Annotated in this window: 19 protein-coding genes and 1 tRNA gene; 9 read left to right on the top strand and 11 right to left on the bottom strand. The window is 72.0% G+C overall.

Annotated elements, in window-relative coordinates:
- Positions 1 to 160 precede the first annotated feature (160 nt).
- Both ACFY6S_RS01355 and ACFY6S_RS01350 read right to left on the bottom strand, forming a co-directional pair.
- Positions 161 to 898, bottom strand: a complete 738-nt coding sequence (locus ACFY6S_RS01355; RefSeq protein ID WP_388830281.1) for a TetR/AcrR family transcriptional regulator — start codon at positions 896 to 898, stop codon at positions 161 to 163.
- A gap of 74 nt (positions 899 to 972) precedes the next feature.
- Entirely contained in the window at positions 973 to 2,577 is a 1,605-nt protein-coding gene (locus ACFY6S_RS01350) for a fatty acid--CoA ligase (protein WP_388830308.1), read from the bottom strand.
- A gap of 731 nt (positions 2,578 to 3,308) precedes the next feature.
- Between ACFY6S_RS01350 and ACFY6S_RS01345 the strand changes: the two genes are divergently transcribed.
- Positions 3,309 to 3,863, top strand: coding sequence for a flavin reductase family protein (locus ACFY6S_RS01345; RefSeq protein WP_388830278.1), 555 nt, complete (start codon positions 3,309 to 3,311; stop codon positions 3,861 to 3,863).
- Positions 3,864 to 4,048: 185 nt separating this feature from the next.
- The gene (gene serS / locus ACFY6S_RS01340) at positions 4,049 to 5,326 is read left to right on the top strand and encodes a serine--tRNA ligase (protein WP_388830275.1); all 1,278 of its coding nucleotides are present in this window, start codon (positions 4,049 to 4,051) and stop codon (positions 5,324 to 5,326) included.
- Between the two features lie 90 nt (positions 5,327 to 5,416).
- On the opposite strand, the gene ACFY6S_RS01335 is transcribed toward serS, so the two are convergent.
- Together ACFY6S_RS01335 and ACFY6S_RS01330 are read right to left on the bottom strand one after the other, a co-directional pair.
- The gene (locus ACFY6S_RS01335; RefSeq protein ID WP_388830272.1) at positions 5,417 to 5,590 is read right to left on the bottom strand and encodes a hypothetical protein; all 174 of its coding nucleotides are present in this window, start codon (positions 5,588 to 5,590) and stop codon (positions 5,417 to 5,419) included.
- A gap of 58 nt (positions 5,591 to 5,648) precedes the next feature.
- Positions 5,649 to 6,644: a DUF2156 domain-containing protein gene (locus ACFY6S_RS01330; RefSeq protein WP_388830269.1), complete on the bottom strand. Its 996-nt coding sequence runs from the start codon at positions 6,642 to 6,644 to the stop codon at positions 5,649 to 5,651.
- A gap of 174 nt (positions 6,645 to 6,818) precedes the next feature.
- On the opposite strand from ACFY6S_RS01330, the gene ACFY6S_RS01325 reads away from it, so the two are divergent.
- A tRNA-OTHER gene (locus ACFY6S_RS01325) sits at positions 6,819 to 6,910 on the top strand.
- A gap of 265 nt (positions 6,911 to 7,175) precedes the next feature.
- Here the strand turns inward: ACFY6S_RS01325 and ACFY6S_RS01320 are convergent.
- On the bottom strand, positions 7,176 to 7,733 hold the full coding sequence (locus tag ACFY6S_RS01320; protein WP_388830266.1) for a carboxymuconolactone decarboxylase family protein: 558 nt from the start codon (positions 7,731 to 7,733) through the stop codon (positions 7,176 to 7,178).
- Positions 7,734 to 7,941: 208 nt separating this feature from the next.
- On the opposite strand from ACFY6S_RS01320, the gene ACFY6S_RS01315 reads away from it, so the two are divergent.
- The 3 genes from ACFY6S_RS01315 (at position 7,942) to ACFY6S_RS01305 (ending at position 13,742) form a co-directional block, all read left to right on the top strand.
- A complete protein-coding gene (locus ACFY6S_RS01315; RefSeq protein WP_388830305.1) occupies positions 7,942 to 8,205 on the top strand; it encodes an acyl carrier protein in 264 nt (87 codons plus the stop codon).
- 32 nt (positions 8,206 to 8,237) lie between these two features.
- Positions 8,238 to 12,773, top strand: coding sequence for a beta-ketoacyl synthase N-terminal-like domain-containing protein (locus tag ACFY6S_RS01310; protein ID WP_388830263.1), 4,536 nt, complete (start codon positions 8,238 to 8,240; stop codon positions 12,771 to 12,773).
- 99 nt (positions 12,774 to 12,872) lie between these two features.
- Complete coding sequence (locus tag ACFY6S_RS01305) at positions 12,873 to 13,742, top strand: maleylpyruvate isomerase family mycothiol-dependent enzyme (RefSeq protein ID WP_388830260.1); 870 nt, start codon at positions 12,873 to 12,875, stop codon at positions 13,740 to 13,742.
- A 98-nt stretch (positions 13,743 to 13,840) separates the two neighbouring features.
- Here the strand turns inward: ACFY6S_RS01305 and ACFY6S_RS01300 are convergent, their stop codons facing one another.
- Entirely contained in the window at positions 13,841 to 14,215 is a 375-nt protein-coding gene (locus ACFY6S_RS01300; protein WP_388830302.1) for a PaaI family thioesterase, read from the bottom strand.
- Positions 14,216 to 14,413: 198 nt separating this feature from the next.
- On the opposite strand from ACFY6S_RS01300, the gene ACFY6S_RS01295 reads away from it, so the two are divergent.
- From ACFY6S_RS01295 to ACFY6S_RS01285, 3 genes are all read left to right on the top strand, one after another.
- A complete protein-coding gene (locus tag ACFY6S_RS01295) occupies positions 14,414 to 15,409 on the top strand; it encodes an LLM class flavin-dependent oxidoreductase (protein WP_388830257.1) in 996 nt (331 codons plus the stop codon).
- Positions 15,406 to 16,185, top strand: a complete 780-nt coding sequence (locus ACFY6S_RS01290; RefSeq protein ID WP_388830254.1) for a thioesterase II family protein — start codon at positions 15,406 to 15,408, stop codon at positions 16,183 to 16,185. The genes ACFY6S_RS01295 and ACFY6S_RS01290 overlap by 4 nt, the downstream gene beginning before the upstream one ends.
- A gap of 1,238 nt (positions 16,186 to 17,423) precedes the next feature.
- On the top strand, positions 17,424 to 18,158 hold the full coding sequence (locus ACFY6S_RS01285; RefSeq protein WP_388830251.1) for a BTAD domain-containing putative transcriptional regulator: 735 nt from the start codon (positions 17,424 to 17,426) through the stop codon (positions 18,156 to 18,158).
- Positions 18,159 to 18,398: 240 nt separating this feature from the next.
- Here the strand turns inward: ACFY6S_RS01285 and ACFY6S_RS01280 are convergent, their stop codons facing one another.
- The 5 genes from ACFY6S_RS01280 to ACFY6S_RS01260 all read right to left on the bottom strand — a co-directional run bounded on the left by ACFY6S_RS01280 (position 18,399) and on the right by ACFY6S_RS01260 (position 22,601).
- Positions 18,399 to 19,622 (bottom strand): beta-ketoacyl-[acyl-carrier-protein] synthase family protein, encoded by a 1,224-nt coding sequence (locus ACFY6S_RS01280; RefSeq protein WP_388830248.1) that lies wholly within the window; start codon positions 19,620 to 19,622, stop codon positions 18,399 to 18,401.
- Positions 19,619 to 19,849, bottom strand: a complete 231-nt coding sequence (locus tag ACFY6S_RS01275) for an acyl carrier protein (RefSeq protein WP_388830246.1) — start codon at positions 19,847 to 19,849, stop codon at positions 19,619 to 19,621. Before ACFY6S_RS01275 ends, ACFY6S_RS01280 begins: the two co-directional genes overlap by 4 nt.
- 106 nt (positions 19,850 to 19,955) lie before the next feature.
- Positions 19,956 to 20,981 carry a beta-ketoacyl-ACP synthase III gene (locus tag ACFY6S_RS01270; protein WP_388830243.1) on the bottom strand — a complete coding sequence of 342 codons (1,026 nt, stop codon included), beginning with the start codon at positions 20,979 to 20,981 and terminating at the stop codon, positions 19,956 to 19,958.
- Positions 20,978 to 22,003, bottom strand: coding sequence for a VlmB-like protein (locus ACFY6S_RS01265; RefSeq protein WP_388830240.1), 1,026 nt, complete (start codon positions 22,001 to 22,003; stop codon positions 20,978 to 20,980). Before ACFY6S_RS01265 ends, ACFY6S_RS01270 begins: the two co-directional genes overlap by 4 nt.
- A gap of 73 nt (positions 22,004 to 22,076) precedes the next feature.
- The gene (locus ACFY6S_RS01260; protein WP_388830237.1) at positions 22,077 to 22,601 is read right to left on the bottom strand and encodes a hypothetical protein; all 525 of its coding nucleotides are present in this window, start codon (positions 22,599 to 22,601) and stop codon (positions 22,077 to 22,079) included.
- Between the last annotated feature and the right edge of the window lie 111 nt (positions 22,602 to 22,712).

Genomic DNA, 22,712 nt, shown 5'->3' with positions numbered 1-22,712 from the left:
GCCCACGCGTTCGGCTCAGCGGCTCGGCGGCTCGGCGGCTCGGCGGCTCGGCGGCTCGGCGGCTCGGCGGCTCGGCGGCTCGGCGGCTCGGCGGCTCGGCGGCTCGGCGGGCGCCCGGCCCGGCGGCTCGGCGCGGGGGTACGAGATCCGGCTGCCGTTCCTACGGCTGCCGGTCGCCCTGGCGCGGGCCGGTCAGGATCTCCCGGATCCGGCGTGACGCCCGGGTCTCGGCGGCGGCCGCGGCGAAGAGGGCGGAGGCGCCGGGCACGTCGGCGACGAGTGAGTCCACCAGGCCGTCCGCCAGATCAAGGGTCAGGGTTTCCGTGGATTCGTCGCGATAGAGACTGTGGTGCAGGGCCACCGTGCCGTGCAGTCCGGCCCACAGGGTCTGCGCCGCCTGTTCGACCGGCAGGGACAACGCGTACCCGGATTCCTGGCAGCGCCGTAGTCCCGCGCGGAGCCCGGCCGAGACGTGCCGGGCGGGATGGCCGCTGATCCTCGACTGCTCGACGGTCGGCTGACGCACCTCGAACATGAGCCGGTAGTGGCCGGGATTGCCCATCGCGAACAGGCAGTAGGCGTGGGCCTGCGCCCGCAGCCCACTTCGCGGGTCCGAGCCGTCGGCGGCTTCCTCGGCGGCGGTCATCTGCGCGACGAGCGCGTCGTACCTGCCCGCCAAGGCCGCCCACACCAGCTCCGTCTTGTCCGCGAAGTGGAGGTAGATGCTCGGAGCGGAGATGCCCACTTCCTTCGCGACCGCACGCATGGTCAGCCGGTCGGAGCTGCCCCACTCCGCGAGCAGCCGCTGCACCGCGGCCACGATCTCCTCGCGTCGCCGGCTGCCCTGACCGCTTCCCTGTCCGTTCCCCGCTCCGCCTACCGCCGACTCTGTCGCCATCAGGTGCCCTTTCCTTCCGGCTACAGGTTAACCAGGCGGCACACCTGGTCCGGCCGTACCGGACGCGGAAAGGGTCAGCGAGCGCCCTCCGAGACGGCGGCGTCGATCCGTTCCGTGAGCTGCTCGCGTACCGTCCGGCGGAGAATCTTGCCCGAGGGATTGCGGGGCAGCGCCTCCACGAAGTGGTACGCGCCGGGGGTCTTGTAGTCGGCGAGGCGACCGCGCAGGGACAACAGGAGTTCGCGCGGAGTGGCGGTGGCGCCGGGGCGCAGCACGACGCACGCGTGCACGGCCTCGCCCCAGCGCGGATGGGGCACTCCCACGACGGCGCAGTCGGCGACGGCCGGGTGGGCGGCCAGCGCCTTCTCGACCTCGGCCGGATAGATGTTCTGCCCGGCGACGATGATCGTGTCGTTCATCCGGTCGCACAGATGGAGCAGGCCGTCGTCGTCGAAGTACCCGGCGTCGCCCATGTGCAGCCAGTCGCCGACCAGGGTCCGGGCGGTGGCCTCCGGCAGGTTCCAGTAGCCGAGCATCCGCGAGGGCGCGCGGACACAGACCTCGCCGATGCCTCCCGGCGGCAGTTCGGCACCGTCCGGGCCGATCACCTTCACCTCGTTGCCCGGACAGGGTCTGCCGACGGAGCGCAGCAGCGCGGCGTCGCCCCGGCGGTGGTCCTCCGGGGGCAGGCACACGGCGACGCTGCCGGTCTCGGTGCTGGCGTAGATCTGTGCGAACTCGCAGGTGAACATCTCCATGCACTGCTTCAGCAGCGCCTCGGACATCGGGGCGGCGCCGTACGCGATCTTGCGCAGGGAGGCGAACGCCTCGGGCTCCGCCGTCCGTTCGCCCAGCATCGCCTGGAGCATGGCGGGCGCGGCGAAGGTGGTGGTGACCCGGTGGGCGCGGATCAGCCGGACGGCTTCCTGCGGGTCGAACTGCGGCATGACCACGTTGGTGCCACCGGCGTTGAAGGTGTGCATGAACCATCCGATGCCGGCGATACCGAAGCCCGGCAGCGAGATGAGCGCGACATCCTCGGGCAGCCAGTCGATCCAGTCGACCCCGTGCGTACGCATGGCGTGCGGCAGGGTGAAGAAACCGCGGTGGGCGAGCACGGCACCCTTGGGCAGACCGGTGGTGCCGCTGGTGTAGATCTGCACGGCGGGGTCGTCGGGCCCGGTGCCCGGATCCAGGTCCGTGTCGCGGTGGCCCGCGCTCCAGGCGGCGAGTCCCGCGCCCCGGACCGGCGCGGCGGCGTCGCCCCCGTCCACGGGGACGACCGTGCGAGGTCCCGACAGATCGTCCAGGACCTTGTCGGCGGTGCTGTGGAACCCGGCGCCGACGAAGAGGAGCACCGCCCCGGAGTCCTTGAGGATGTGGTCGACCTCGGACGGGGTGAGCCGCCAGTTGACCGGGACCAGGACCGCCCCGACCTTCACACAGGCGAGGATCACCAGGTAGTAGTACTCGGACTCGTGGCCGAGGTAGGCGACCCGGTCACCGCGCCGCACCCCGGCGGCGCGCAGCGCCCACGCGGCCCGGTTGCTCTCGCGGTGCAGCGTCGCGTAGTCGGTGGTCCGGCCGTCGCAGACGATCGCCGGATGGTGCGGACGGACAGCGGCATGTCCTCGGGAGGTGTGGTGGAGTGTCCAACTCCCCTTTTCTGTTTTTGGAATGAGCCCAGTCCTTCGTCTGTGAGGGCCGCCGGGGCGGCGCGGCAATTCCCCGGACCACGGACTTTTTTCCCGGACCGTTCGGCGAGCGCGGTGAACTCCATGGGGGGAGCGGGTCCGGTGAATGGGCGGCCGTGCGTCGCACTCGGGGCGGCGTGGATTCACCGGTGATGAAAACAGTGCAGGCTGACGCCCCGCTGATGTCCCGTTGGAGCAGTCGCCGGTCAGGCGGGTGTCAGGGCCGAGTCAGCACCGGCTGCCACGATCGGTTCGATTCGAGAAGGATCTCGCACCCTGTACGCGTATTGAACTCGGCCAGGCTTTCCCGGCGCCGGAATTCACGGCGACGGGCTCCCCGGAGGACTCCAGCACGGATTTCTCCACCAAGTCCGCGGTGGAATCCACGGTGCGACCGGTACGGGAAGTCCGCATCGGGAATTCCGCCCGCACCACCGCAGGGCCCGGACCGTCGAACGGGTTCCCGCCGACGGATTCTCCGTACCGGACCGCATCGGTGGTGTCCGCCGCACCACAGCGGTGACGCGGCCGGGCCGAGGCCGGTACGGGGCGCCGCTCAGGCCGGCCGTGCAGTTCCGCGCGCCCCGACGGGGCGCCGTATCGCTCCATTTCACCGAATCCGCGGGAGCTGATTGACTCATGGACCACGAAACCCCCATCGGGATGCCACGCGGCTTCGCACCGCACCGCGCCGATCAGTGGCGGAGGGACGTGTGATGAGTACCGCAGCCGCGATACGCGACGTCCGCCGGCCGGTACGCCAGGACCCCGCGGAACGCCGGCGGGGCATGTATCACCTGGCCTCTCCGGTGTCGGTGCTGACGGTCGCCACCGAGGAGAGAATGCACGGCACCACGGCGAGCACGGTGACCCTGGTGTCGCGCGAGCCCCTGCTCGTCGGGGTGGTGCTGCGGACCGGGTCGTCCTTCGCGCGGCTCGCCGCCCACGAGGGCCGCTACGCGATCAATGTGCTCAGCGCCGAACAGGACGACGTGGCACGGTGGTTCGCTGACAGCAGCCGCCCCGAGGGCAGCGAGCAGTTCGACGGGCTGGGCTGGCAGGCGGACTCCTACGCGAAGGCCCCGCTGCTCACGGGAGGACTCGCCCACTACACCTGCCGCTTCCACTCCCGGCACCCGCTCGGGGACGGTGAGCTGCTGCTGGGCCACGTCGTCCGCGCCAGGACAGCCGACGGGCTTCCGCTGCTCAGCTACGCGGGCGAGCTGTACGCGGGCCACCTGCGGTCGGCGCGGGAGGAGCCCGCGCCCTGACAACGGCCGGGCGGGCGGGGCGTCGCTCACCGACGCCCCGCTTTCCCGTATGTGCTCCGTGCCCCCGTGCGTACTCCAAGCCCCGTGCGTACCCCAGGTATGTACCCCGCGTCCCGTACCCCACGCCGTACGCCGACGGCGCCCGACGGCGTACTCGCGTCCCCTCGCTCACCCCAGGAGATCTCGTGCACGATCCGAACGAGTTGCTCGCCAACGGGCCGGCGGCCGTGGAGCGACTGGCCCGCCGCCGGTACGCCCTCGATCCGGCCCTGCTGGAGAAAGCGGCGCGGGCCCGCGCCGAGACACAGGCCGAGGTGACCCGGCTGCGGACCGAACTGAACTCCGCCTCGCGCGCCCGCGGGCGCAACGGGCCGCCCTCGGAGGCGGAGAAGGAGACCGCCCGCGCGCTGCGGGCCGATGTCCAGCAGGCGGAGGCCGCCGCCCGGACAGCGGCGGCGGAGCTGCACGAGATCCTGCTCGGCATTCCCAACATCCCCCTGGACTCGGTCCCTTCGGGGCACAGCGAGGCGGAGGCGGTGGAGGTGCGCCGGGGTGGCCCGCCGCCGCGCGAGGCCGGCTCCCGCCACCACGCCGACATCGGCGAGTCCCTGGGCGTCCTGGACGCGCAGGCGGCGGCCGGGCTCTCCGGCGCCCGCTTCAGTGTCGGCCGCGGTGCCGGCGCCCGGCTGGAACGGGCCCTGGCCGACTTCTTCCTCGACCTGCACACCTCCGAGCACGGCTACACCGAGTACTCCGTGCCGTATCTCGTCAACCGCGAGACCATGACGGGGACGGGGCAGCTCCCCAAGTTCGAGCAGGACCTGTTCCGCACCCAGGTCGGTGACCGGGAGATGTTCCTGATACCCACCGCCGAGGTGCCGCTCACCAACCTGCTGGCCGGTCAGCTCCTGGACGGGCGCGACCTGCCGTACGCGTTCACCGCCCGTACCCCGTGCTTCCGCGCGGAGGCGGGCGCGTACGGACGGGACACCCGGGGGATCCTGCGCCTGCACCAGTTCGAGAAGGTGGAACTGGTCAGGGTCTGTGCCCCCGAGGACGCGCAGGAGCAGCTGCGGCTCATGGTCGGGCATGCCGAGGAGTGCCTGCGTCGGCTCGAACTCTCCTACCGTGTGGTGCTGCTGCCGGCGGGAGACCTCGGATTCTCGGCCCGGATGACGTACGACATCGAGGTGTGGCTGCCGGGCAGCGGCGCCTTCCGGGAGATCTCCTCCGTCTCCGACTGCGGCACCTTCCAGGGCCGCCGCGCGAACATCCGCCGGAAGGGCGAGGGGGGCCGCAAGACCCCGGTCGCCACCCTCAACGGCTCGGCGCTGCCGATCGGCCGCACCGTCGCCGCCCTGCTGGAGCAGGGGGTGCGGGAGGACGGTGCGGTGCGGATCCCCGAGGCCCTCGTCCCGTACACCGGGTTCCGGCTGATCCTGCCGGGAGGCGCGACGCGCTGACCTCGCGCCGGGAGACATGACCATGCGGGGCGCGGTCCGGATTCCGTCCGGACCGCGCCCCTTCGCCGGATGTCCCCTGTCGCGGCGGGCTCAGGGGGCGGTGGCGGGCCGGGGTTCGGCCAGGCGGGCGTCGAGCGCCCTGACGACCTCGTCGGCGGCCCGCGCCACGTCCTCGTCGTCGGGGGCCCCGATGATGGCCATCAGCTTGTCGAGCATGGCGTGCTGGAGGGTCTCGGTCGTGGTGTTCCCGTCGCTGTCACTCACTGCACTCGGCTCCTCGTCCGTCCGGATCGCATGGGTGGTTCCGTTGTCCGCTGGTACGTCAGAACGCCTTGCACGCACGGAAGATGTGGGCGAACGAGGCGAGTGAGGCGTTCGGCCCGTCGAAGGCGACGTACTCCGGGATCAGCGCGTCCGGCGCCCACTTCTGCTTGTACGAGAGTTGCGTCTGCGCCGGGTAGAGAGCCGCCCCCTCGGCCCACAGGGCGTGCATCAGCCACTGGAACGCCGGGCTGTGGCCCTCGAGTTCGTGGCTCGGGTCGAGGCCGGTGAAGGGCGTGAAACCGAAGTGCAGCCACTTCACCCCCTCGGAGCGGAACACCTCGATCGCGTGCGCGTTGATGGCTTCCATCAGGCCCGGTGAGCCGGACGGGATCCGCCGGCTCAGATCGTGCATCCAGCCGGCCCGTTCGCCGTAGACGGGCGAGTACGAGATGTAGGCGACCGGGGCACCGTCGATGGTGCCGGCGAACAGCCTGCGCAGCGGCTGCACCGCGCCGCCGACCTGGCCCACCAGGAACTCCAGCTGACCGGCCCCGTCCTTGCCGCCCAGCCACGCCTCGTCGATCGTCGCGACCTCCCGCAGCCAGTCCTCGGCGACGACCTCCTTGATCTCCAGGCCGTTGCGGTGCGCCCGCGAGATCTTGTTGCGCAGCTGCATGAAACGGGTGCCGCGCAGTGTGAAGTCCGCCAGGGTCACCGCCCAGGACGCCCCGATCTGGTTGACGGTGAAGCCGTGCCGGGCGTACCGCTCGGCGTCGGCGCGCTGGAGCTGGACGCCGACGAGGCTCAGTTCCTCCTCTTTCACGTACCGGCGGAAGGATTCGAGGAGTGGGTCGTAGGCGTCGGGGGCGGCGAACGGGCCGCCGAACTGGACCGCGTGACGGCCGGTACGGCGATAGACGATCACACCGTCCAGGCCGGGCGCGGTGAATGTACTGTTTCCGCTGTTGAGCGCCAGGAAGGCGCTGGCATTTTCACTTCCGGTATGTGCGCGGACGGCCCCGAGAACCGGGTCGTCCGTAGTGGCCGCGGTCATTCCAGTTCCCCTTTCGGAATTTCTCAGGTCCTGCGAGTAGAACACCGAAGGATCGTCCGGCGGAAGACCGGAATGGAACTGCCATGAGACGTCAGAGAGTCGTCAGCGGCCTGTCAGACACCTCTGCCATTGTTGTTCCTGTGACCGGGGGACGAACACGGAAGCCGGAAACAGGGAGAGGTGCCCGGAGTGGCTTATCGGGGACCAGGAGCAAGTCTTCAGGTCGGGCCTCACGGCCCGCGCAGGTTCGAATCCTGCCCTCTCCGCCGCTCAGGAGCTGTCCCGTAGGTGACGACGGAATCGTGCCGTCGTCACCGAACGGCCGATCGCACGGCCCCTCCTGCTTCTCCGTCTCACCGCGCCTCTGATGTTCCGTACCCGCTTTCTCCCGTGCCTGCTTTCTTCCGCGCCCGCCCCCGGAACCGCATTCCGGGGGCGGGCGCTTCCGTGTGCCGGCACCGAGGCAGCCGCGCGACCGGAGCCGGTGCCGGCCGCGCGCCCCGTGACCGGGGCCGGCGCGGCCGTACCGGCTCAGCCCGCCCGCATGATCCTGGCCATGCGCAGGACGTCCTCCCCGTCGGGCGCGTCGATCTCCACGTCCAGCACCGTGCACACCCGGGCCACCAGGAAGTAGAACCCGACCACGATCAGGGTCTCCACGAGTTGCTCGTCGTCGTAGTGGCGGCTCGCGCCCGCGTAGACGGAGTCGCTGACCTGCGGGTGGTCGGCCGCCGCCGCGGCGAACCTGACGAGTCCCCGCTGGGCGGGGCTGAGCACGGCCGCGTCGTGGTCGCCGCGGCGCAGCGCCGCCCGCTGCTCGTCGGTGACGCCGGCGGCCCGGGACAGCGGGACGTGCTGGGCCCACTCGTACTCGGACTCGTAGCGCATCGCGCAGGTGAGGATGACCAGTTCCCGGTCGGCCGGGCTGAGCCCCCCGGCGGCCAGGAGCGCAGCGGCGACCCGGGCGATCGGCTCCACCGCGTTCGGGGCGTGGGCCAGGACCTTGAACAGGTTGATGATGCGCCCCTCGTCGAGGGAGCGCAGGGATTCGGGAAGTGCTTCGGGGCCGAGGCAGGGAATTCGCGGCATCGTACGGTGCTCCTCAAGATCGAGGCCAAGGGGGTACGGCGAAAAGTACATCGCTTCGACAGTTGCGGTAAACCGGGCGAGTTCGGCTTCCGAATGGAAGGTCCGGTTGTCAGTGGTGCGTCATCGACGTGTCAGGATCGGTTGCTTAGATGCAGCGGTTGGAGCATTTCGAAAGGTCGGAGGAAATGTGTCACGATTGGTCCCTGTGATGCGCGAATTGGCGCTCATGCCGGTGCATGAGCGCCGGGAGATAATCGAGGAACTGGTGGTACGGGAACTCAAGTCGGCTCTCCTCATGACGGACGAGGAGGAATTGCCGTTGGAGGTCGGATTCTTCGACCTGGGTCTCACTTCGCTGAAAATGAGTGAGGTGAAGACAGTTCTGGAGCAGAAGCTCGATTGTGAGATACAGACGACGGTGCTGTTCCGCCGGCCGACCCCCGAGCAGTTGATCGACCATCTGACGGACTGAGGCGACCGCCCTTTCCCGGCTGGAGGAGAACCATGGCACAGACGTCGGAGGAGACGCGGGAACAGCTGGCCGCCGCGCTGCGTGAACTACGAAGCAAGGACGAGCAGCTCGCCGGGCTGCTGCGCGAGAAGCACGAGCCCATCGCCGTCGTGGGGATGGGGCTGCGCTGTCCGGGCGGGAACGACGACGTCGACGCGTTCGCCGACTTCCTGCGGGAGGGCCGGTCCGGCATCGGACCGCTGCCCGTGGACGAACGCAGGGAGATGTCCCACGATGTCGGGACGGACGGGGGCCTGCTGGACGAGCACCCCCGTGGCGGCTTCATCGGAGGTGTGGACCGGTTCGACGCCGCCTTCTTCTCCGTGTCGCCCAAGGAAGCCCCGTACATCGCACCCCAGCAGCGCCTGACCCTGGAGACCGCCTGGGAGGCACTGGAGCACGCGGGCATCGACCCGGTGTCCCTGCGCCACGGCGACACCGGGGTCTTCATGGGTGTGACATCGCTCGACTACATCTTCGAGGCGACCGACCTCGCCCCCGCCGACCTCACCCCCTACCTCGCCCCCGGTCTCACCCACAGCGGTGTGTCGGGCCGGCTGTCGTACGCCCTCGGGCTGCGCGGCCCCTGCATGTCGATCGACACCACCTGTTCGTCTTCGCTGGTCGCCGCCCACCTGGCCGTGCAGGCACTGCGCGAGGGAGAGTGCGGGATCGCGCTGTGCGGCGGGGTGAACGTGATGCACAACGCGCGCAGCCAGGCCGTCCTCGCTCTCGGCGGCATGCTCGCACCCGACGGACAGTGCAAGACGTTCGACGAGACCGCGGACGGCTACGCCCGCGCCGAAGGATGCGGTGTGCTCGTCCTCAAGCGGCTCGGCGACGCCCGGCGGGACGGTGACACGGTGCACGCCGTGATCCGTGGTTCCGCCGTACGGCAGGACGGCGAGAGCGCGGGACTGACGGCCCCGAACGGCGCCGCGCAGGAGGAGGTCATGCGGGCCGCGCTGACGAGGAGCCGGCTGGAACCCGGGGACATCCAGTACGTGGAGGCGCACGGCACGGGCACCGCGCTGGGCGACCCGACCGAGACGGACGCGATCACCGGAGTCTTCGGCGCCTCGCACAGCGCGGCCGACCCGGTGCTCGTCGGATCCCTGAAGACCAACATCGGCCACATGGAGGGTGCCGCCGGTGTCGGCGGACTCATCAAGACGGTCCTCCAGCTCCGCGAACGGACGGTCTATCCCCACCTCAACCTCGTCACCCCGTCCCCCGTCATCGCCTGGCGGGACGCCCCCTTCGCCGTGCCCACCGAGGTCCGGCCCTGGCCGGGCGACGGAGCCGGGCGGGCCCTGGTGAACAGCTTCGGCGTGACCGGCACCATCGCCTCGGTCGTCCTGGAAGGGCCGCCCCACGAGAACACACCGGCGGCGGCCACCCCCGGCGACGCCACCGACGCCACCACCGAGGTGGCCATCGGGACGGCCCCCGTCACCGCCGCACCCACCAGCGCCGTCGTCACCCTCTCCGCCAAGAGCCGCACCTCGCTGCGCCGGCTCGTCGAGCGCCACCTGGAACACCTGGACCGGCACCCCGGGATATCCGTCACCGACCTGTGCCGGACCACCAACACCGGCCGGGCGCACTTCCGTCACCGGATCGCCGATGTGGTGCACGACCGCGAGGACCTCGCCCGCACCCTCCGTAAACGCCTCGCGGACATCGGGCACGTCGAACCGGGCGGCCGGCCGGGCACCCCGAAGGTCGCGTACCTGTTCTCCGGGACCGGGACGCAGTACTCCGGCATGGGCGCCGCCCTCTACCGCCAGTACTCCGTCTTCCGGGACGCGATCGACGCCTGCGACCGGGTCTTCGCCCCGCTGACCGGCCTCCCGCCCGGCGTACTGATACGCGGTGAGAGCGACGAGCCCGGCCATGTCCACGAGGCACGCCACCTGCAACCGGCCCTGTTCAGCCTGGAGTACGCCATGGCACAGCTGTGGCTGTCCTGGGGCGTCCGTCCCTCGGTGCTGCTGGGGCACAGCCTGGGCGAGTACGCCGCCGCGGCGACCGCCGGACTCTTCTCCCTGGAGGACGCGGCACGGCTGGTGGCCGCCCGAGGGCGGCTGAGCGGCCGAGTCCAGGGCAAGGGAGGCATGGCGGCGGTGGGCGCCCGCGCGGCCGATGTCGCACCACTCGTGGAGCGCTACCCGGACCTCGCCGTCGGCGCGGTCAACGGCCCCGCCCAGTGCCTGCTCACCGGGGGAACCGAGTCGCTGGCCGACGCGGGTGCGCGCCTGACGGAGCAGGGCGTGAAAGTGACACCCCTGCGCGGCGCGGCCCCGTACCACTGCGACCTCATGGCCGAGATCGCCGACGAATTCCGCGCCGTACTCGCGACCGTGGAGTTCCGGGCGCCCACCATGGCCGTCGTCTCCAACGTCACCGGCCGGGTGGCCAGGTCAGGGGAGATGGGCACCCCCGACTACTGGATACGCCACCTGCTGGAGCCGGTGCAGTTCGAGGCCGGTGTCCAGGCGGTGGAACGGCGCGGGCGCCACGTCTTCGTCGAGCTGGGCCCCTCCACCGCCCTCACCTCACTCGCCAGGACATCCGCGACCGACCCGGAACACGTCTGGCTCAGCAGCACCTTCCGTGACGACACCACCGGCGACATGATCCGGCGCTCACTGGCCAGGGCCTACGAGGCCGGGGTGCCGGCCTCGTGGACGGGCTACCACCGGGACGCCCCCCGCACCCGTGTCCCGCTGCCCGCCTACCCCTTCGACCGCAAGCCGTACTGGCTGCCCACCCCGCAGCGCCGGGAGGCCGAGGCCGCGTGGGCCGCCGAACGGAGCTCCCGGCCCCGGCCCGACGCCGCGATGCCGCTCCTCCACGAACAGCACTGGGTCGCCCGCCCGGCGGGCGAACCGGGCGAGAAACGCGGCGTCCTCCTGCTCGGAGCCCCCGATGAGCTGCGCTCCCGGCTGATGGACCGCGCCTCCGGGGCGGGCGTCGAACCGATCTGTCCCGCGAACCCCGAGGAGTTGACGGCGGCCCTGCGCGACGGCCCGCCCCGCGACGTGGTGTGGTTCTGGCACCGTGCCCCGGAAGGCACCACGGGAGTGGAGCGGCTGCGGGCCGAGTGCGCGCTCAACTACGGTGAACTGCTGCCCCTGCTGGACATCCTGGCACGCGAGAAGTTCGGCGACGGACGACGCCTGTGGCTGGTCACCGAAGGCGCCCACACGCTGCCCGGCGACCCCGGTGCGGACGCCTCACCCGCGGTGTCGGCGGCGGCCACCCTGTGGGGATTCGCCCGCGGTCTGGCCGTCGAACGCCCCGGATACGGGGTGACACTGGTGGACCTGCAACCCGGCGCGGAGGGAGCGGGCCCGCTGATCGACGAGTGGGCGTCGCCGCAGGACACCGAGTTCGAGGTGGCCCACCGGGACGGACAGCGATGGGTACGACGGCTGCGCCCGGCCGCACCCGCGCCGGAGCCACGCCGCCGGGTCGAGATCCGGCCCGACCGCACCTACGTGGTCGCGGGCGGCCTCGGCACCGTCGGGCTGCACATGGCGCGTCGGCTCGTCGCCCTCGGCGCCCGCGACCTGCTGCTGCTGAGCCGCACCGGAGGAGCGGCGCCCGAACTGGGCGACGGAGTCACCGTGACGGTCCGCGGATGCGACATCGGGTCGGCCCCGGACATCGACCGGGTCTTCGCGGAACTCGCGGACGCCGGGCGGTCGGTGGGAGGCGTCGTGCACGCGGCGGCGGACGGCGCGTACCTGCCGGTGACGGAGCAGACCTGGCAGAGCCTGGACACGGTGTTCAGGGCCAAGGTGTACGGGGCCTGGCTGCTGCACGAGGCGACGGCCCGGTCGCACCGGCCGGACTTCTTCCTGCTCTGCTCCACGGCGGGCGCGACGGTCGGCTCCGCCCTGGCGGCCGGCCCCGGCGCGGGAGACGCCTTCCTCGCCCACCTGGCGGACCGGCGCGCTCGCGCTGACCTGCCCGCGCTCGCCGTCGACTGGGGCCCCTGGGTACCGCGCGACCCGGCCGCCGCGCCGGTCAAGAGCTGGGAGGCACAAGGCATCCGGCCCCTCGACGAGGCGGAAGCGGCGGACCTGCTGCCCGGCCTGCTGGACGCCGGACGGAGCCACGTCGTCGTAGGGCGATGCGACTGGGACCGCTTTGTGTCCCGGAGGGCCGGGAACGCCCTCTTCGACGAACTGGTCACCGACCGGGCCACGACCGGCGGCCCCGTCGACCCGAGCACCGTGCCGGAGGTACCCGGCCCGGCCCGCTCCGCCGCGGTCAACGCGATCGTGCGAGCCAGGCTCGCGGACGTGCTGCGCTTCCGTGACGCCGACGACGTCGAACCGGACGCGGAACTGGCCGCCCTGGGAATGGACTCGCTCAACGCGGTCGAGATCCGCAACGCCCTGGACGCGGCGTTCCGGATCACCTTGCAGGCGTCCGTCGTCTTCGAACACCCCCGCGTCGACCTGCTGAGCGCGTACATCGAGACGCTGCTGCCCGTCAGGAGCGCTTCCGCCCCCTGACCGGGCTTCGGCACGGACGGCCGGCACGGCCGGGGGCCCGCGCACCGTGCGGTGTCCCTCCCCGGCCGGCCGGCCGGATCTCCACGAAGGAGACAGCTCATGTACTGGATCGATCACACCCGTCTGTGCCACGAGATCCGCAGGCAGTGCCTGCACCTGTCGGCCGCGCTGCGCCGCGTCGACCCGGAGACCCGGGTCCCCGACTGCCCGGGGTGGACGGCCGCGCACCTCGCCGGACATCTGCACGCGGCCTTCACCTGGGCGGCGGGCATGCTGAACAGCGGGGCCGCCGAGTTCCGGCCGCCGCACACCTTCCTGCCGGACATCCCCGACGGCGCCCTGGACGCCGGGGCGCCCTGGACCTCGTACGTCGACGCTCTCGCCCACGCGCATCTCAAGACACCGCTGGGCAGCCGGATCGTCGAGGATCACACCGTCGCGCCGTTCGTCGAGGCGGCGGACGCCTTCGTCGACGCGCTCCTGGCCGCCGGCCCGGACCGCCCGGTGTGGACCTGCCTCGGCGAGCCGCGTTCCCGGGGCTGGGCCACCTGGGGCGCGCTGGAGTCGGGGATCCATCGACTGGACGCCGAGGCGATGCTCGGCCTCGCCCCCGAACTCGACCGTGAGGTGGCCGAGGAGCTCGTCGACTTCATCCTCGAACTCGTGACCGAGCCGGCCTCCACCGCTTTCTTCGACCCGCGGCTCGCCCAACTCCGTAAGTCCGGCGAACGGATCCTGCTGAGAGCGGTCGGCTCCACCCGCGGCCCGGGGGAGTGGCTGATCCGCCTCGCGCCCTGCGGCCCGGTCCTGCTCGCACCCGGCACCGGACGGCCGGACGTCACCGTGGACGCCCCGGGCGAACTCCTGCTGCCCCTGCTCAAACGACGCCTGCCGCTCTCCTCCCCGGGCATCAGGGTGACCGGTGACCGCGACGTGATGCGGGACTGGCTGGACCATGTCCGCAGCTGACGTGTGACGGGTGAGCGCGGCGGACCGCGTCCTCGGCGGCCACGGACGGCACGGTGGTGGCCCACGACCGAGGCCGGTCGGCAGGCGACCGGCGGGGCTCAGGCGCGGTCGCCGCCCCGTACGGCCTGTGACTGGATGGTCAGGCCGACCGGACGCCCCGCGTCGTCCGTGAGGTCCGTCTGGACGACGATGAACGACGCCCCGGTGTGCAGGGGCCGTGCCACCGCGTGGAGGGTGCCGGAGCGCACTCCGCGGAAGAAGTTCGTCTTCGACTCCACCGTGGAGGTCGTCGCGCCGGCCGGCAGGTTCAGATAGGCGCACACCGCCCCCACACTGTCCGCCAGGGTCATCAACGCACCCCCGTGGAGCAAGCCCATGGCCGTGCACAGACCGGGTGCCCACGGCAGGCTGCCACGCACCAGCGAGGCGTTCGCCTCCTCCAGCCGTACCCCGGTGGTCCTCGCGTACGGCATCAGGTCGAGCAGGTCGTCCAGAGGTGCGGCGTGCTGGGTCACTGCGGGCTCCTCACGTTCCTACGGATGTCTCCACGGCGGAAGGAGATCCGACTCTACGGCATCTGACGCACCTTCAGCAGACCGTCAGCGGCCTGTCAGCCATGGTTGGTTGGATCGTGGCGACCGTTCCCGTGATCAGAAGGAAGAAGGTGCTTGATGAGCGTCGTCCGTCAGCCGGTCCGTGTGGGGATCCTGCTGCCCACCCGAGAGCAGGCGATCCTCGGTGACTACAGTGCCTCGCCGCTCATGGACTTCGCTCGGCAGGCCGAGGAACTCGGCTTCGACTCCCTGTGGACGGGGGACTCGCTCACCGCACGCCCGCGCCTCGATCCCCTGGTCGTGCTGTCCGCCGTGAGCGCGGCCACCCGCACCATCACCCTGGGGACCGCCGCACTGACACCCGCGCTGCGGCATCCGCTGATCGGCGCCAACATGGTCAGCAGCCTCGACCACATCAGCGGTGCCCGCCTCGTACTCGGCCTGGGGTCGGGGTTCCCCGTTCCGGAGACCCAGGACGAGTTCGCCGCGGTGGGCGCCTCGTTCGCCGGCCGGGCGGGGCGGCTCGACGAGATCGCCGCGCTGTGGCGCACCTGTTGGGCCAGCGTCCGCCCCGGCGCTCCGGACGCCTTCGACGGCCGCTACTGGCAGGCGGCCGGCCTGGACCGGCTGGTCAGTCCGCCCCGCCCCGACGGACCGCCCCTGTGGCTCGCGGGCAGCGACACCCCGCGCGTACTGGACCGGGTCGCCCGGCTCTACGACGGCTGGCTGCCGTTCCTGCCCAAGGCCGAGGCGTACGGCACGGCATGGCGGCGGATCGAGGAACTGCGCCGGGAGGCGGGCCGCCCCGAGGGCGCCGTCACCCCCGGCCTGTACGCGACGATCAGCGTGGACCCGGACGAGCGGCGTGCCCGAGCCGGGCTGGAGGACTACATCGAGCACTACTACGGCCGTTCGCTGGAGCAGATGTCCGCCATCCAGGCATACGCCTGGGGATCGAGCGAAGCCTGCGCCGAGTGGCTCGCCGGCTATGTGCGGGCGGGTGCCCGGCACATCGTGATCCGTATCGGATCGCTGCGTCCGGAGGCGCAAATGCGGGAAATCGCCGAGGTGTTGCTCCCCGCCGTGCGTCAGGCCGTACCGGAGGGCGCGTGACCTCCGCCGAAGGGGGGCGCCGGGCCGGCTGGTTCACCGGGTCGGACGCGGACCCCGACGCGCCGTTCACGGCCTTCGTCTTCCCGCACGCCGGCGGCTCGGCGGCGCAGTACCGGTCCTGGTCGCAGACCATGCCCCCCGGCTTCGACGTCCGCGTCCTCCAGCTGCCGGGGCGTCAGGAACGGTTCCAGGAGAAAGCCCTGGACGATCTGGACGCCGTGGTGGAGGCGCTCCAGGAGCCCTTCGAGGGAGAGCTCGACGGCAGGCCGTACCTGATCTTCGGCCACAGTTTCGGCGCGCTGCTCGCCTACCGGCTGGCGGTCGCCCTGGTACGCGACGGAGGCACCGCTCCGGCCCTCCTCGGGGTCTCCGGCTGGGCTCCCGGCTCAGAGGTGGCGGGTCCGGGGCGGGAGACGGTGGCCGGCCTCTCGGACGCCGAACTGCTGGACCGGGTGGCGGAGCTGGGAATGATGCCGCACGGGGTGTCCCTCGACCCGGCCACGCTGGCGACCGTCCTGCCCGCCCTGCGCGGGGACCTCCTGGCGGTCGGCGGCTTCCGGGACGATCTGGCTCCCGCTCCCTGCCCGGTCGCCGCCTTCGGCGGAGCGGACGACCCGCTGCTTCCGGGCGAGGGCATGGACGCCTGGGCGCGACGGGGCACCGATTTCCTCGGCACCACCACCTTCCCCGGCGGGCACTTCTACCTCTTCGACCACGCGGCCGCCGTCCAGCACAGCCTCGGCCGCCATCTGCGGCGCCTGGTTCCGACGGCATAACACACCCGGCAGGGCGGGGGGGGGGCCGCCCCCGCCCCCCCCCCCCCGCCGGGGGGGGGGCCCCCCCCGGGGGGGGGCCGCGCGGGGGGGGGGGGCGGGGGGGGGCGCGGGGGGGGGGGGGGGACCCGGGCGCTGGGAGGGGGGGCCCCCCCCCCCCCCCCCCCGCGGGCGGCCCCCCCCCCCCCGGGGGGGGGGGCGGGGGGCGCCCCCCCCCCCCCCCCCCCCCCCCCGCCCTGCTGTGCGCTGTCCCCCGCGGGTACGGGGAAAGCGCGGGTACGGGGAAAGAGAGGGCGGCGCACGATGTGCCGTGTCCGCGCGCTCGCCCGATCGCGGGCCGCTCCACCGGTCGATGCGGAGCGCCGGATGGGCCCTACTCCCACAGGCCGTGGACCGAAACGGGCACGGGCGGAGAGCCATCGCGACGTAGGCGGCGCCCGGAACGGCTCCGGTCGGGATACCGGACGCCGTTCGGGCGCTGTCCGCGGCGAACCGGGGCCCTTTCGGCACAAGGCCCACGGCGGTCGGTCGGGGAACCGGGCGCGGGGCGCGTCCCGCGCCCGGTTCGCCTGGCGGATCTCCCGGCGCGCGGCCGGAGGGCGCCGAGGTAATGGCGGTCATTACTTGGAACGGGCAGGGGACGGGAAGCGAAAACACAGCGCAATCGCGGGTACGGGCCCCGGAAATGGCGACGGAATCCTTCTATTGGGCCTATGAATGTGGGGGAGGCGCGGCAGGGGGAGCTGCCGGAAGTGTTCCTTTGGGTGAATGGTGAACCAATGGTCCGATAAATCGTCGGTCGTCAATTACCTCAGAGGTAATTGGAAAAGTATTTCCCTCCGGGCAAGCGGAAGATGTTCGAATCGGCCAATCGCTGCCACGGGTGCGCCCCTCAACTCGGCCTGTTTGGTGGAAATATCCCCCCGGTTTGCAGGTAAATGTCCATGTATGGAGCCCACGCGATCATGTGTTCGAAACCGGAAGCGCACTGTCCGGGAAGTGCTGTGAGCGGCTTTCTCGGTCTTGTGGACCCCGAGTTCTGCGGCATCAATGGAGAGCGGCATCCGGCCGCCGTGATCGGAGGAAAGAAAGTGCACGATTTTTTTCGCCTCGATAAGTTGAGTAAACACGTGGACCTATCGTCCGCTGTGCATCCGGAACGGTCCGACGCCCGGGGGCCCGGTCTGTACTTCCGTGTCCTGGGGCCGCTGGAAGTCCACGCGGGGGATCGGGTGCACACGATGACCGGCAGTCTGCAGCGCACCCTGTTGACGTCCTTATTGATCAGCCCGGGCCAGCCGCTGGCCGCCGAACAGCTCTACGGCGAGTTGTGGGGGGAGAACCCGCCGCCCACCTTCGAGAACTCGCTCCAGGCCCATGTCTACCGGTTACGCCGGACCCTCCAGAAGCTGGCAGGACCCACCCGTACCGCCCCCGAACTGCTCACCCGCTCATCGGGATACGCGCTCGACCTGCGGGCCGGCGCGATCGACGCCGAAACCTTCCGCAGCCTCTCCTCCCGGGCCCGGGAGTGCATGCGCAGAGAGCCCGAACGGGCGTACCGGCTGTTCGGCGAGGCGCTGTCCCTGTGGCGCGGCGAACCGCTCCAGGGCGTCGCCCAGGGGCCCATGTGCCAGAGCATGGCCCTGGCACTCCAGGAGGAGCACCTGGCCGTCGTCGAGGACACCCTCTGGCTGGGAATGCAGCTCGCCGACCCGGTGCACACCATCAGCGAACTCAAACGGATGAGCTCCATCCACCCCTGGCGCGAACGGCTCACGGAGATGCTCATGCTGGCCCTGTACCGGGCCGGCCGGCAGGCGGAGGCGGTGGAGGCGTACAACGGCGCCCGGCAGCGCCTCGTCAACGAACTCGGCCTGGAGCCCTCGGCCAAACTCCGCAGGCTCCTCCAGGACATCCTCAACCAGGACCCGGCCCTGGACTTCGCCGGCCTCGTGCCGGGCGCGGCACTGTGACCCCCGGTCCGCCGGACGCCCGTGCCGGCGTGCGGTCCCGCCCGCCGGCGGGACACGGCGGACCCGTCCCCCGGCACCGGCGGCTCCCGGAGAACCACTGAGCCGCCGGCGCGGCGGCACCCCGGACGGACGGCCGTGGGGAACCGCCGCGCCGGCGGCACGGTGGTGTGACGGAACCGAAGCGGCCCCGGAGGCCGACCCGCCCCGCCGGGGGAGAGCCGGCCTCCGGGGCCGCGAAGGTCAGGCCCGGGCCAGGGCCAGAACCGCGTTCTGGCCCCCGAACCCGAAGGAGTTGCTCAGCGCCAGCCCGTCCGGGCACGCGGCGGGGGCGGTCGCGACCTCGATGTCCAGCTCCGGATCGAGCGTGGACAGCCCCGCGGTGGGCGGCACCACGCCCTTCTCCAGGGTGAGCACCGTCAACGCGGCCTCGACGGCCCCGGCGGCGCCGAGCATATGGCCGGTGACCCCCTTGGTCGAGGTCACCACCGTGCCGCCGGTGAAGAGGCGGCCCATCATCCGCCCCTCGGCGAGATCGTTGAGCGGGGTGGAGGTGCCGTGCGCGTTGACATGGCCGACATCCCCGGTACCGGCTCCGGCGTCGGCCAGCGCCGCCCGTACCGCCGCCTCGCACCCCGCGCCCGCGGGGTGCGGGCTCGTCATGTGGTGCGCGTCGGCGCTGGCCCCGTAGCCGACCACCCGGGCCCGGACCCGGGCGGACCTGGCCCGCGCGTCCGAGGTCCGCTCCAGCACCAGCACCGAGGCACCCTCCGCAGCGACGAAGCCGTCCCGCTCCGCGTCGAACGGGCGGGAGGCGGTGGCCGGATCGTCCTCCCGGTGCGACAGGGCGCCCATCCTGGCGAAGCCGGTCATCACCAGCGGCGTGATCATGGCCTCGCCGCCCCCGGCGAGCACGATGTCGCAGCGGTCCAGGAGAAGCAGGTCGCGGGCGACCCCGATGGCCGTCGCCCCCGAGGCACAGGCCGTCGCCACCACCAGATTGGGGCCGGTGGCCCCCAACTCGATGGCCGTCTGCCCCGCCAGCATGTTGGGCAGCTGCATCGGCAGCAGCAGCGGGGAGACCCGGTGCGCCCCCTCGCCGAGCAGCGTACGGTGCTGTGCCTCGACGGTGCCGGGGCCGCCGTCGGCGCACCCCAGCACCACGCCGACCCGCGCCCCGTCCCAGGTGGCCGGATCGAGCCCCGCGTCCGCCACCGCCTCGCGAGCGGCCACCAGGGCGAACCGGACGAACGGGTCCAGCCGCAGCGCCCTGCGCGCCCCCAGCAGGGCATCGGCGTCGAAGCCGGGCACCCGGCAGGACAACCGGACCGGAACCCCCTCCAGTTCGGGGTCGAGGGCCGCGGTGGGCCGCCCGTCGAGGACGGTCGCCCAGGTCGCGGCGGCATCGCGCCCGGCCGGTGTCACCAGCCCCAGGCCGGTGACCGCGACATCGGCACCGGAGGTCATGCCGAGGCGCTCCGCTCGGCCATCAGATCGGCCATGTCGCCCATCGTGGCCGCCTCCAGCAACTCGTCGTCACTGATCTGGAGTCCCAGCTCCTTCTCCAGCAGCAGCGAGAGCTCCACGACGGCCAGCGAGTCCAGCTCGACGTCCTCCCGCGTCGCCTCCGGAGTCACCTGCTCGGGAGCGACCTTGAGCTTGCTGACCAGCATTTCCTTGAGTGTCTCGAACACGGTGTCATCCTTCGCTGTCCGGTCGGCCCGCCGCGCGGCCCGACGCTGTTACGCCGCCCGGTGGGGCGGGATCGGTGATTCGGACGACGGTGCGTCGCCGCGTCCGTCAGTCGTCGAACGTCTTGAGGTCGGGCCACACCAGGGCGGTCGCACCCCAGGCGAGACCTCCGCCGAAGGCGGTGAGCAGTGTCCGGTGGCCGGCCGCCAGCGTTCCCTCCGCTGTCGCCTCGGCCAGCAGGACCGGCAGCGACGCCGCGCCGGTGTTCCCGGTCCGCTCGATGTTGGAGAGCCGCCGCTCCGGCGGAACGCCCAACTCGTCGGCGACGGCCGTGAGGATCCGGGCGTTCGCCTGGTGGGCGGCGAACCGGTCCGCGGCGAGCGGGCCGTCCCACCCGGCGGCCGCGAGCGCCGCCCGCGACGACTCCGTCATCCGGCCCACCGCGTGGCGGAACGTCTCACGGCCGCGCATCCGGAAGAACTCCTCGCCCGGCCCGGCGGCGACACCGGAGGACCGCTGCCGCGATCCCCCCGCCGGCACCTCGATCAGCCCGGCGAGCGAACCGTCGCTGCCCAGGACGACCCGGCCCACGGCGCCCGGCTCCTCCGGCCGCCCCGAACGCAGCAGCACGGCCCCCGCCCCGTCGGCGAAGATCACCGCGGTGCCCCGGTCGGCGGGATCGATGATCGTCGTGAAGGCGTCCGCCGCGATCAGCAGAACGCTCTCCACCGTGCCCGAGGCGATCAGCCCCGCCGCTGTGGCGAGCCCGTACAGGAAGCCGCTGCACACCGAGGAGACGTCGAACGCGGCGACCCTCCCCACCCCGAGCCGGTCCGCGACCAGCGGCGCCGTGGCGGGGCAGGGCTGGTCCGGAGTGGTCGTCGCGAGTACCACCGCCTCCGCACCGACACCGCCCGCCGAGGCCAGCGCCCGCCGCCCGGCCTCCACCGCCAGGTCCGACGTGGCGGTGCCCGGCGCGATCACATGCCGCGAGGCGATACCGGTCCGCGACCGGATCCACTCGTCGGAGGTGTCGAGCCGGCCCGCCAGATCGTCGTTGGTCACCACGTCCGGCGGAAGGTACCGGCCGATGCCCGCGATCACCGCCGCGGGCGCGGCGGCCCCGCCGGTCATGCGGAACTGCCGCCGGTCAGGGCCTCCACCGGCAGCCCCATGTAGGCCATCCGGACCTCGGCCATCTCCTCCGTCCACCGCTCCGCCATGTCGTACCGCTGCTCCGGCGTGGTGTCCAGCATCCGCACCCCCGGCCAGATCTCGTAGTCGCCGATCAGGTCCGCGTGCTCGGCCATGCCCTGCTGGAACAGCTCCTCCCGGTGGATGACGTACTCCCGGTCGGGCACCTCGTCCCACAGCTTCACCCCGGCCCGGATGATCTCCAGGATGTGGTCGCGGGATCCGGGATCGCGCGCCAGGTGGTCGCGGAGGATGGTGCTGGCCACGGTCAGATGGCGGATCTCGTCGATACCGGTGCCCCGGGAAATCTCACCCGTCGCCGGGGACAGCGGTGTCCACTTGCGTTCGCTCAGCTCGGCGGCGGGGGCGAGCACGCCCTCGATCACGATGGCGAAGACGGCGACCCCGCCCATGAAGTCCTGCTTGTCGCGCACCACATCCAGGGTGAAGTCCTCGACGGGCTGGAGCACGTCACGGCGGTAGTCGGCGGAGAGCGCCTCGATGTCCTTGAGCAACGTGTCGGCCGGCATGCCCAGTTCGACCAGATGGTTGCGGAACACCCGGGCGTGCCGGGCCTCGTCGAGCAGCTGGGTGGCGTAGAACTCCAGCTCGGGTATGCCGGGGGCGATCGGCACGTAGTGGCCGAGCAGCCGGGTGGCGATCTCCTCGGACAGACCCCGGAAGCCGAACTCCAGGATCAACGCCTCGCGCAGCGGGCCGGGTTCGGTCAGGAAGCGGGGCACGATCGCGTCCACGTGATGGCCGCTCTCGCCCCGGTCGCGCAGTGTTCCCTGCGCGACCGAGGTGATCCAGTAGGCGAGGTCGCAGTCGGCCGGCCCCAGCGTGAGGCTCTTGGCGCCGTCGAGGAGACCGGGAGCTTCGTCCCAGTCCGCCTCACGGGCGACCGGTCGCGCCCCGCTGTCGGTCGTGATACCCGGGGTGCCGTCGGTTTCGGTGGTCACAGCGGTGTCTTCTCCTTTTTCGGTCATCGATGTCCCGCGCGGCGGCGCCCGTCGGCGCCGGTTCCCGGACCGGTCAGCGGACCGCCCGCGGCGGGACCTGCGACGGCACATGACCCACCGGCGCCGGATCGGCCGTGTGCCCGGCCTGCTTGGGGTGCGCGAGTCCCAGATCGTCCAGCAGCCTCAGATACCCCGGCTGCTGGACGGGCTCGAAGGGCAGCGCGAAGGACTTCATGAAGTTGCCGAACAGCCCCCGGTCGCCGAACAGGTGGAACGGGATGACCAGCAGCGCCCACTCGGGGCCGATCAGCCAGCACCACAGGCCGACCACGGCGCCCTGGGTGATCAGACTGTGCATGAAGTTGTACAGCACGTAGTACGTCTTGGAGATCGGCCTGCCGCCGCTGCGCCGGAACGCGATCGCCCCCGGCAGGTAGCCGATGACGTCGATGTACAGGAAGAGGGCGACGGCCGGCAGCCACCGGATCTCGTCGTAGTGGACGATCATCAGGACGGTCGACACCGCGAGCCCCACCAGATACTCGGCGCGGTGCAGTGAGTACGTGCGTGGTGTTTCGAATGGGTTGGCCTGGTCCATGGCTGACTCCTCTGGGGCCTGTCCGGCGGTCGGGGACGGAGGGATCGGAGGGGGGACGCGGCGGGGTTCCTGCCGCGTGCGGTGAGCGGGATCGGTGGGTGCCGTACGAGG

Source organism: Streptomyces sp. NPDC012835 (assembly GCF_042900885.1).
GTDB lineage: Bacteria > Actinomycetota > Actinomycetes > Streptomycetales > Streptomycetaceae > Streptomyces.
Note: the sequence above shows the minus strand (reverse complement) of the source record. Positions and strands in the feature narration are given on the sequence as shown.

Excerpts from the sequence above, each read along its gene's own strand:
- ACFY6S_RS01355 (WP_388830281.1), bottom strand. The coding sequence starts at position 898 with ATGGCGACAGAGTCGGCGGTAGGCGGAGCGGGGAACGGACAGGGAAGC.
- ACFY6S_RS01345 (WP_388830278.1), top strand. The coding sequence starts at position 3,309 with ATGAGTACCGCAGCCGCGATACGCGACGTCCGCCGGCCGGTACGCCAG.
- ACFY6S_RS01330 (WP_388830269.1), bottom strand. The coding sequence starts at position 6,644 with ATGACCGCGGCCACTACGGACGACCCGGTTCTCGGGGCCGTCCGCGCA.
- ACFY6S_RS01320 (WP_388830266.1), bottom strand. The coding sequence starts at position 7,733 with ATGCCGCGAATTCCCTGCCTCGGCCCCGAAGCACTTCCCGAATCCCTG.
- ACFY6S_RS01315 (WP_388830305.1), top strand. The coding sequence starts at position 7,942 with ATGCGCGAATTGGCGCTCATGCCGGTGCATGAGCGCCGGGAGATAATC.
- ACFY6S_RS01310 (WP_388830263.1), top strand. The coding sequence starts at position 8,238 with ATGGCACAGACGTCGGAGGAGACGCGGGAACAGCTGGCCGCCGCGCTG.
- ACFY6S_RS01305 (WP_388830260.1), top strand. The coding sequence starts at position 12,873 with ATGTACTGGATCGATCACACCCGTCTGTGCCACGAGATCCGCAGGCAG.
- ACFY6S_RS01300 (WP_388830302.1), bottom strand. The coding sequence starts at position 14,215 with ATGCCGTACGCGAGGACCACCGGGGTACGGCTGGAGGAGGCGAACGCC.
- ACFY6S_RS01295 (WP_388830257.1), top strand. The coding sequence starts at position 14,414 with ATGAGCGTCGTCCGTCAGCCGGTCCGTGTGGGGATCCTGCTGCCCACC.
- ACFY6S_RS01285 (WP_388830251.1), top strand. The coding sequence starts at position 17,424 with ATGACCGGCAGTCTGCAGCGCACCCTGTTGACGTCCTTATTGATCAGC.
- ACFY6S_RS01280 (WP_388830248.1), bottom strand. The coding sequence starts at position 19,622 with ATGACCTCCGGTGCCGATGTCGCGGTCACCGGCCTGGGGCTGGTGACA.
- ACFY6S_RS01270 (WP_388830243.1), bottom strand. The coding sequence starts at position 20,981 with ATGACCGGCGGGGCCGCCGCGCCCGCGGCGGTGATCGCGGGCATCGGC.
- ACFY6S_RS01260 (WP_388830237.1), bottom strand. The coding sequence starts at position 22,601 with ATGGACCAGGCCAACCCATTCGAAACACCACGCACGTACTCACTGCAC.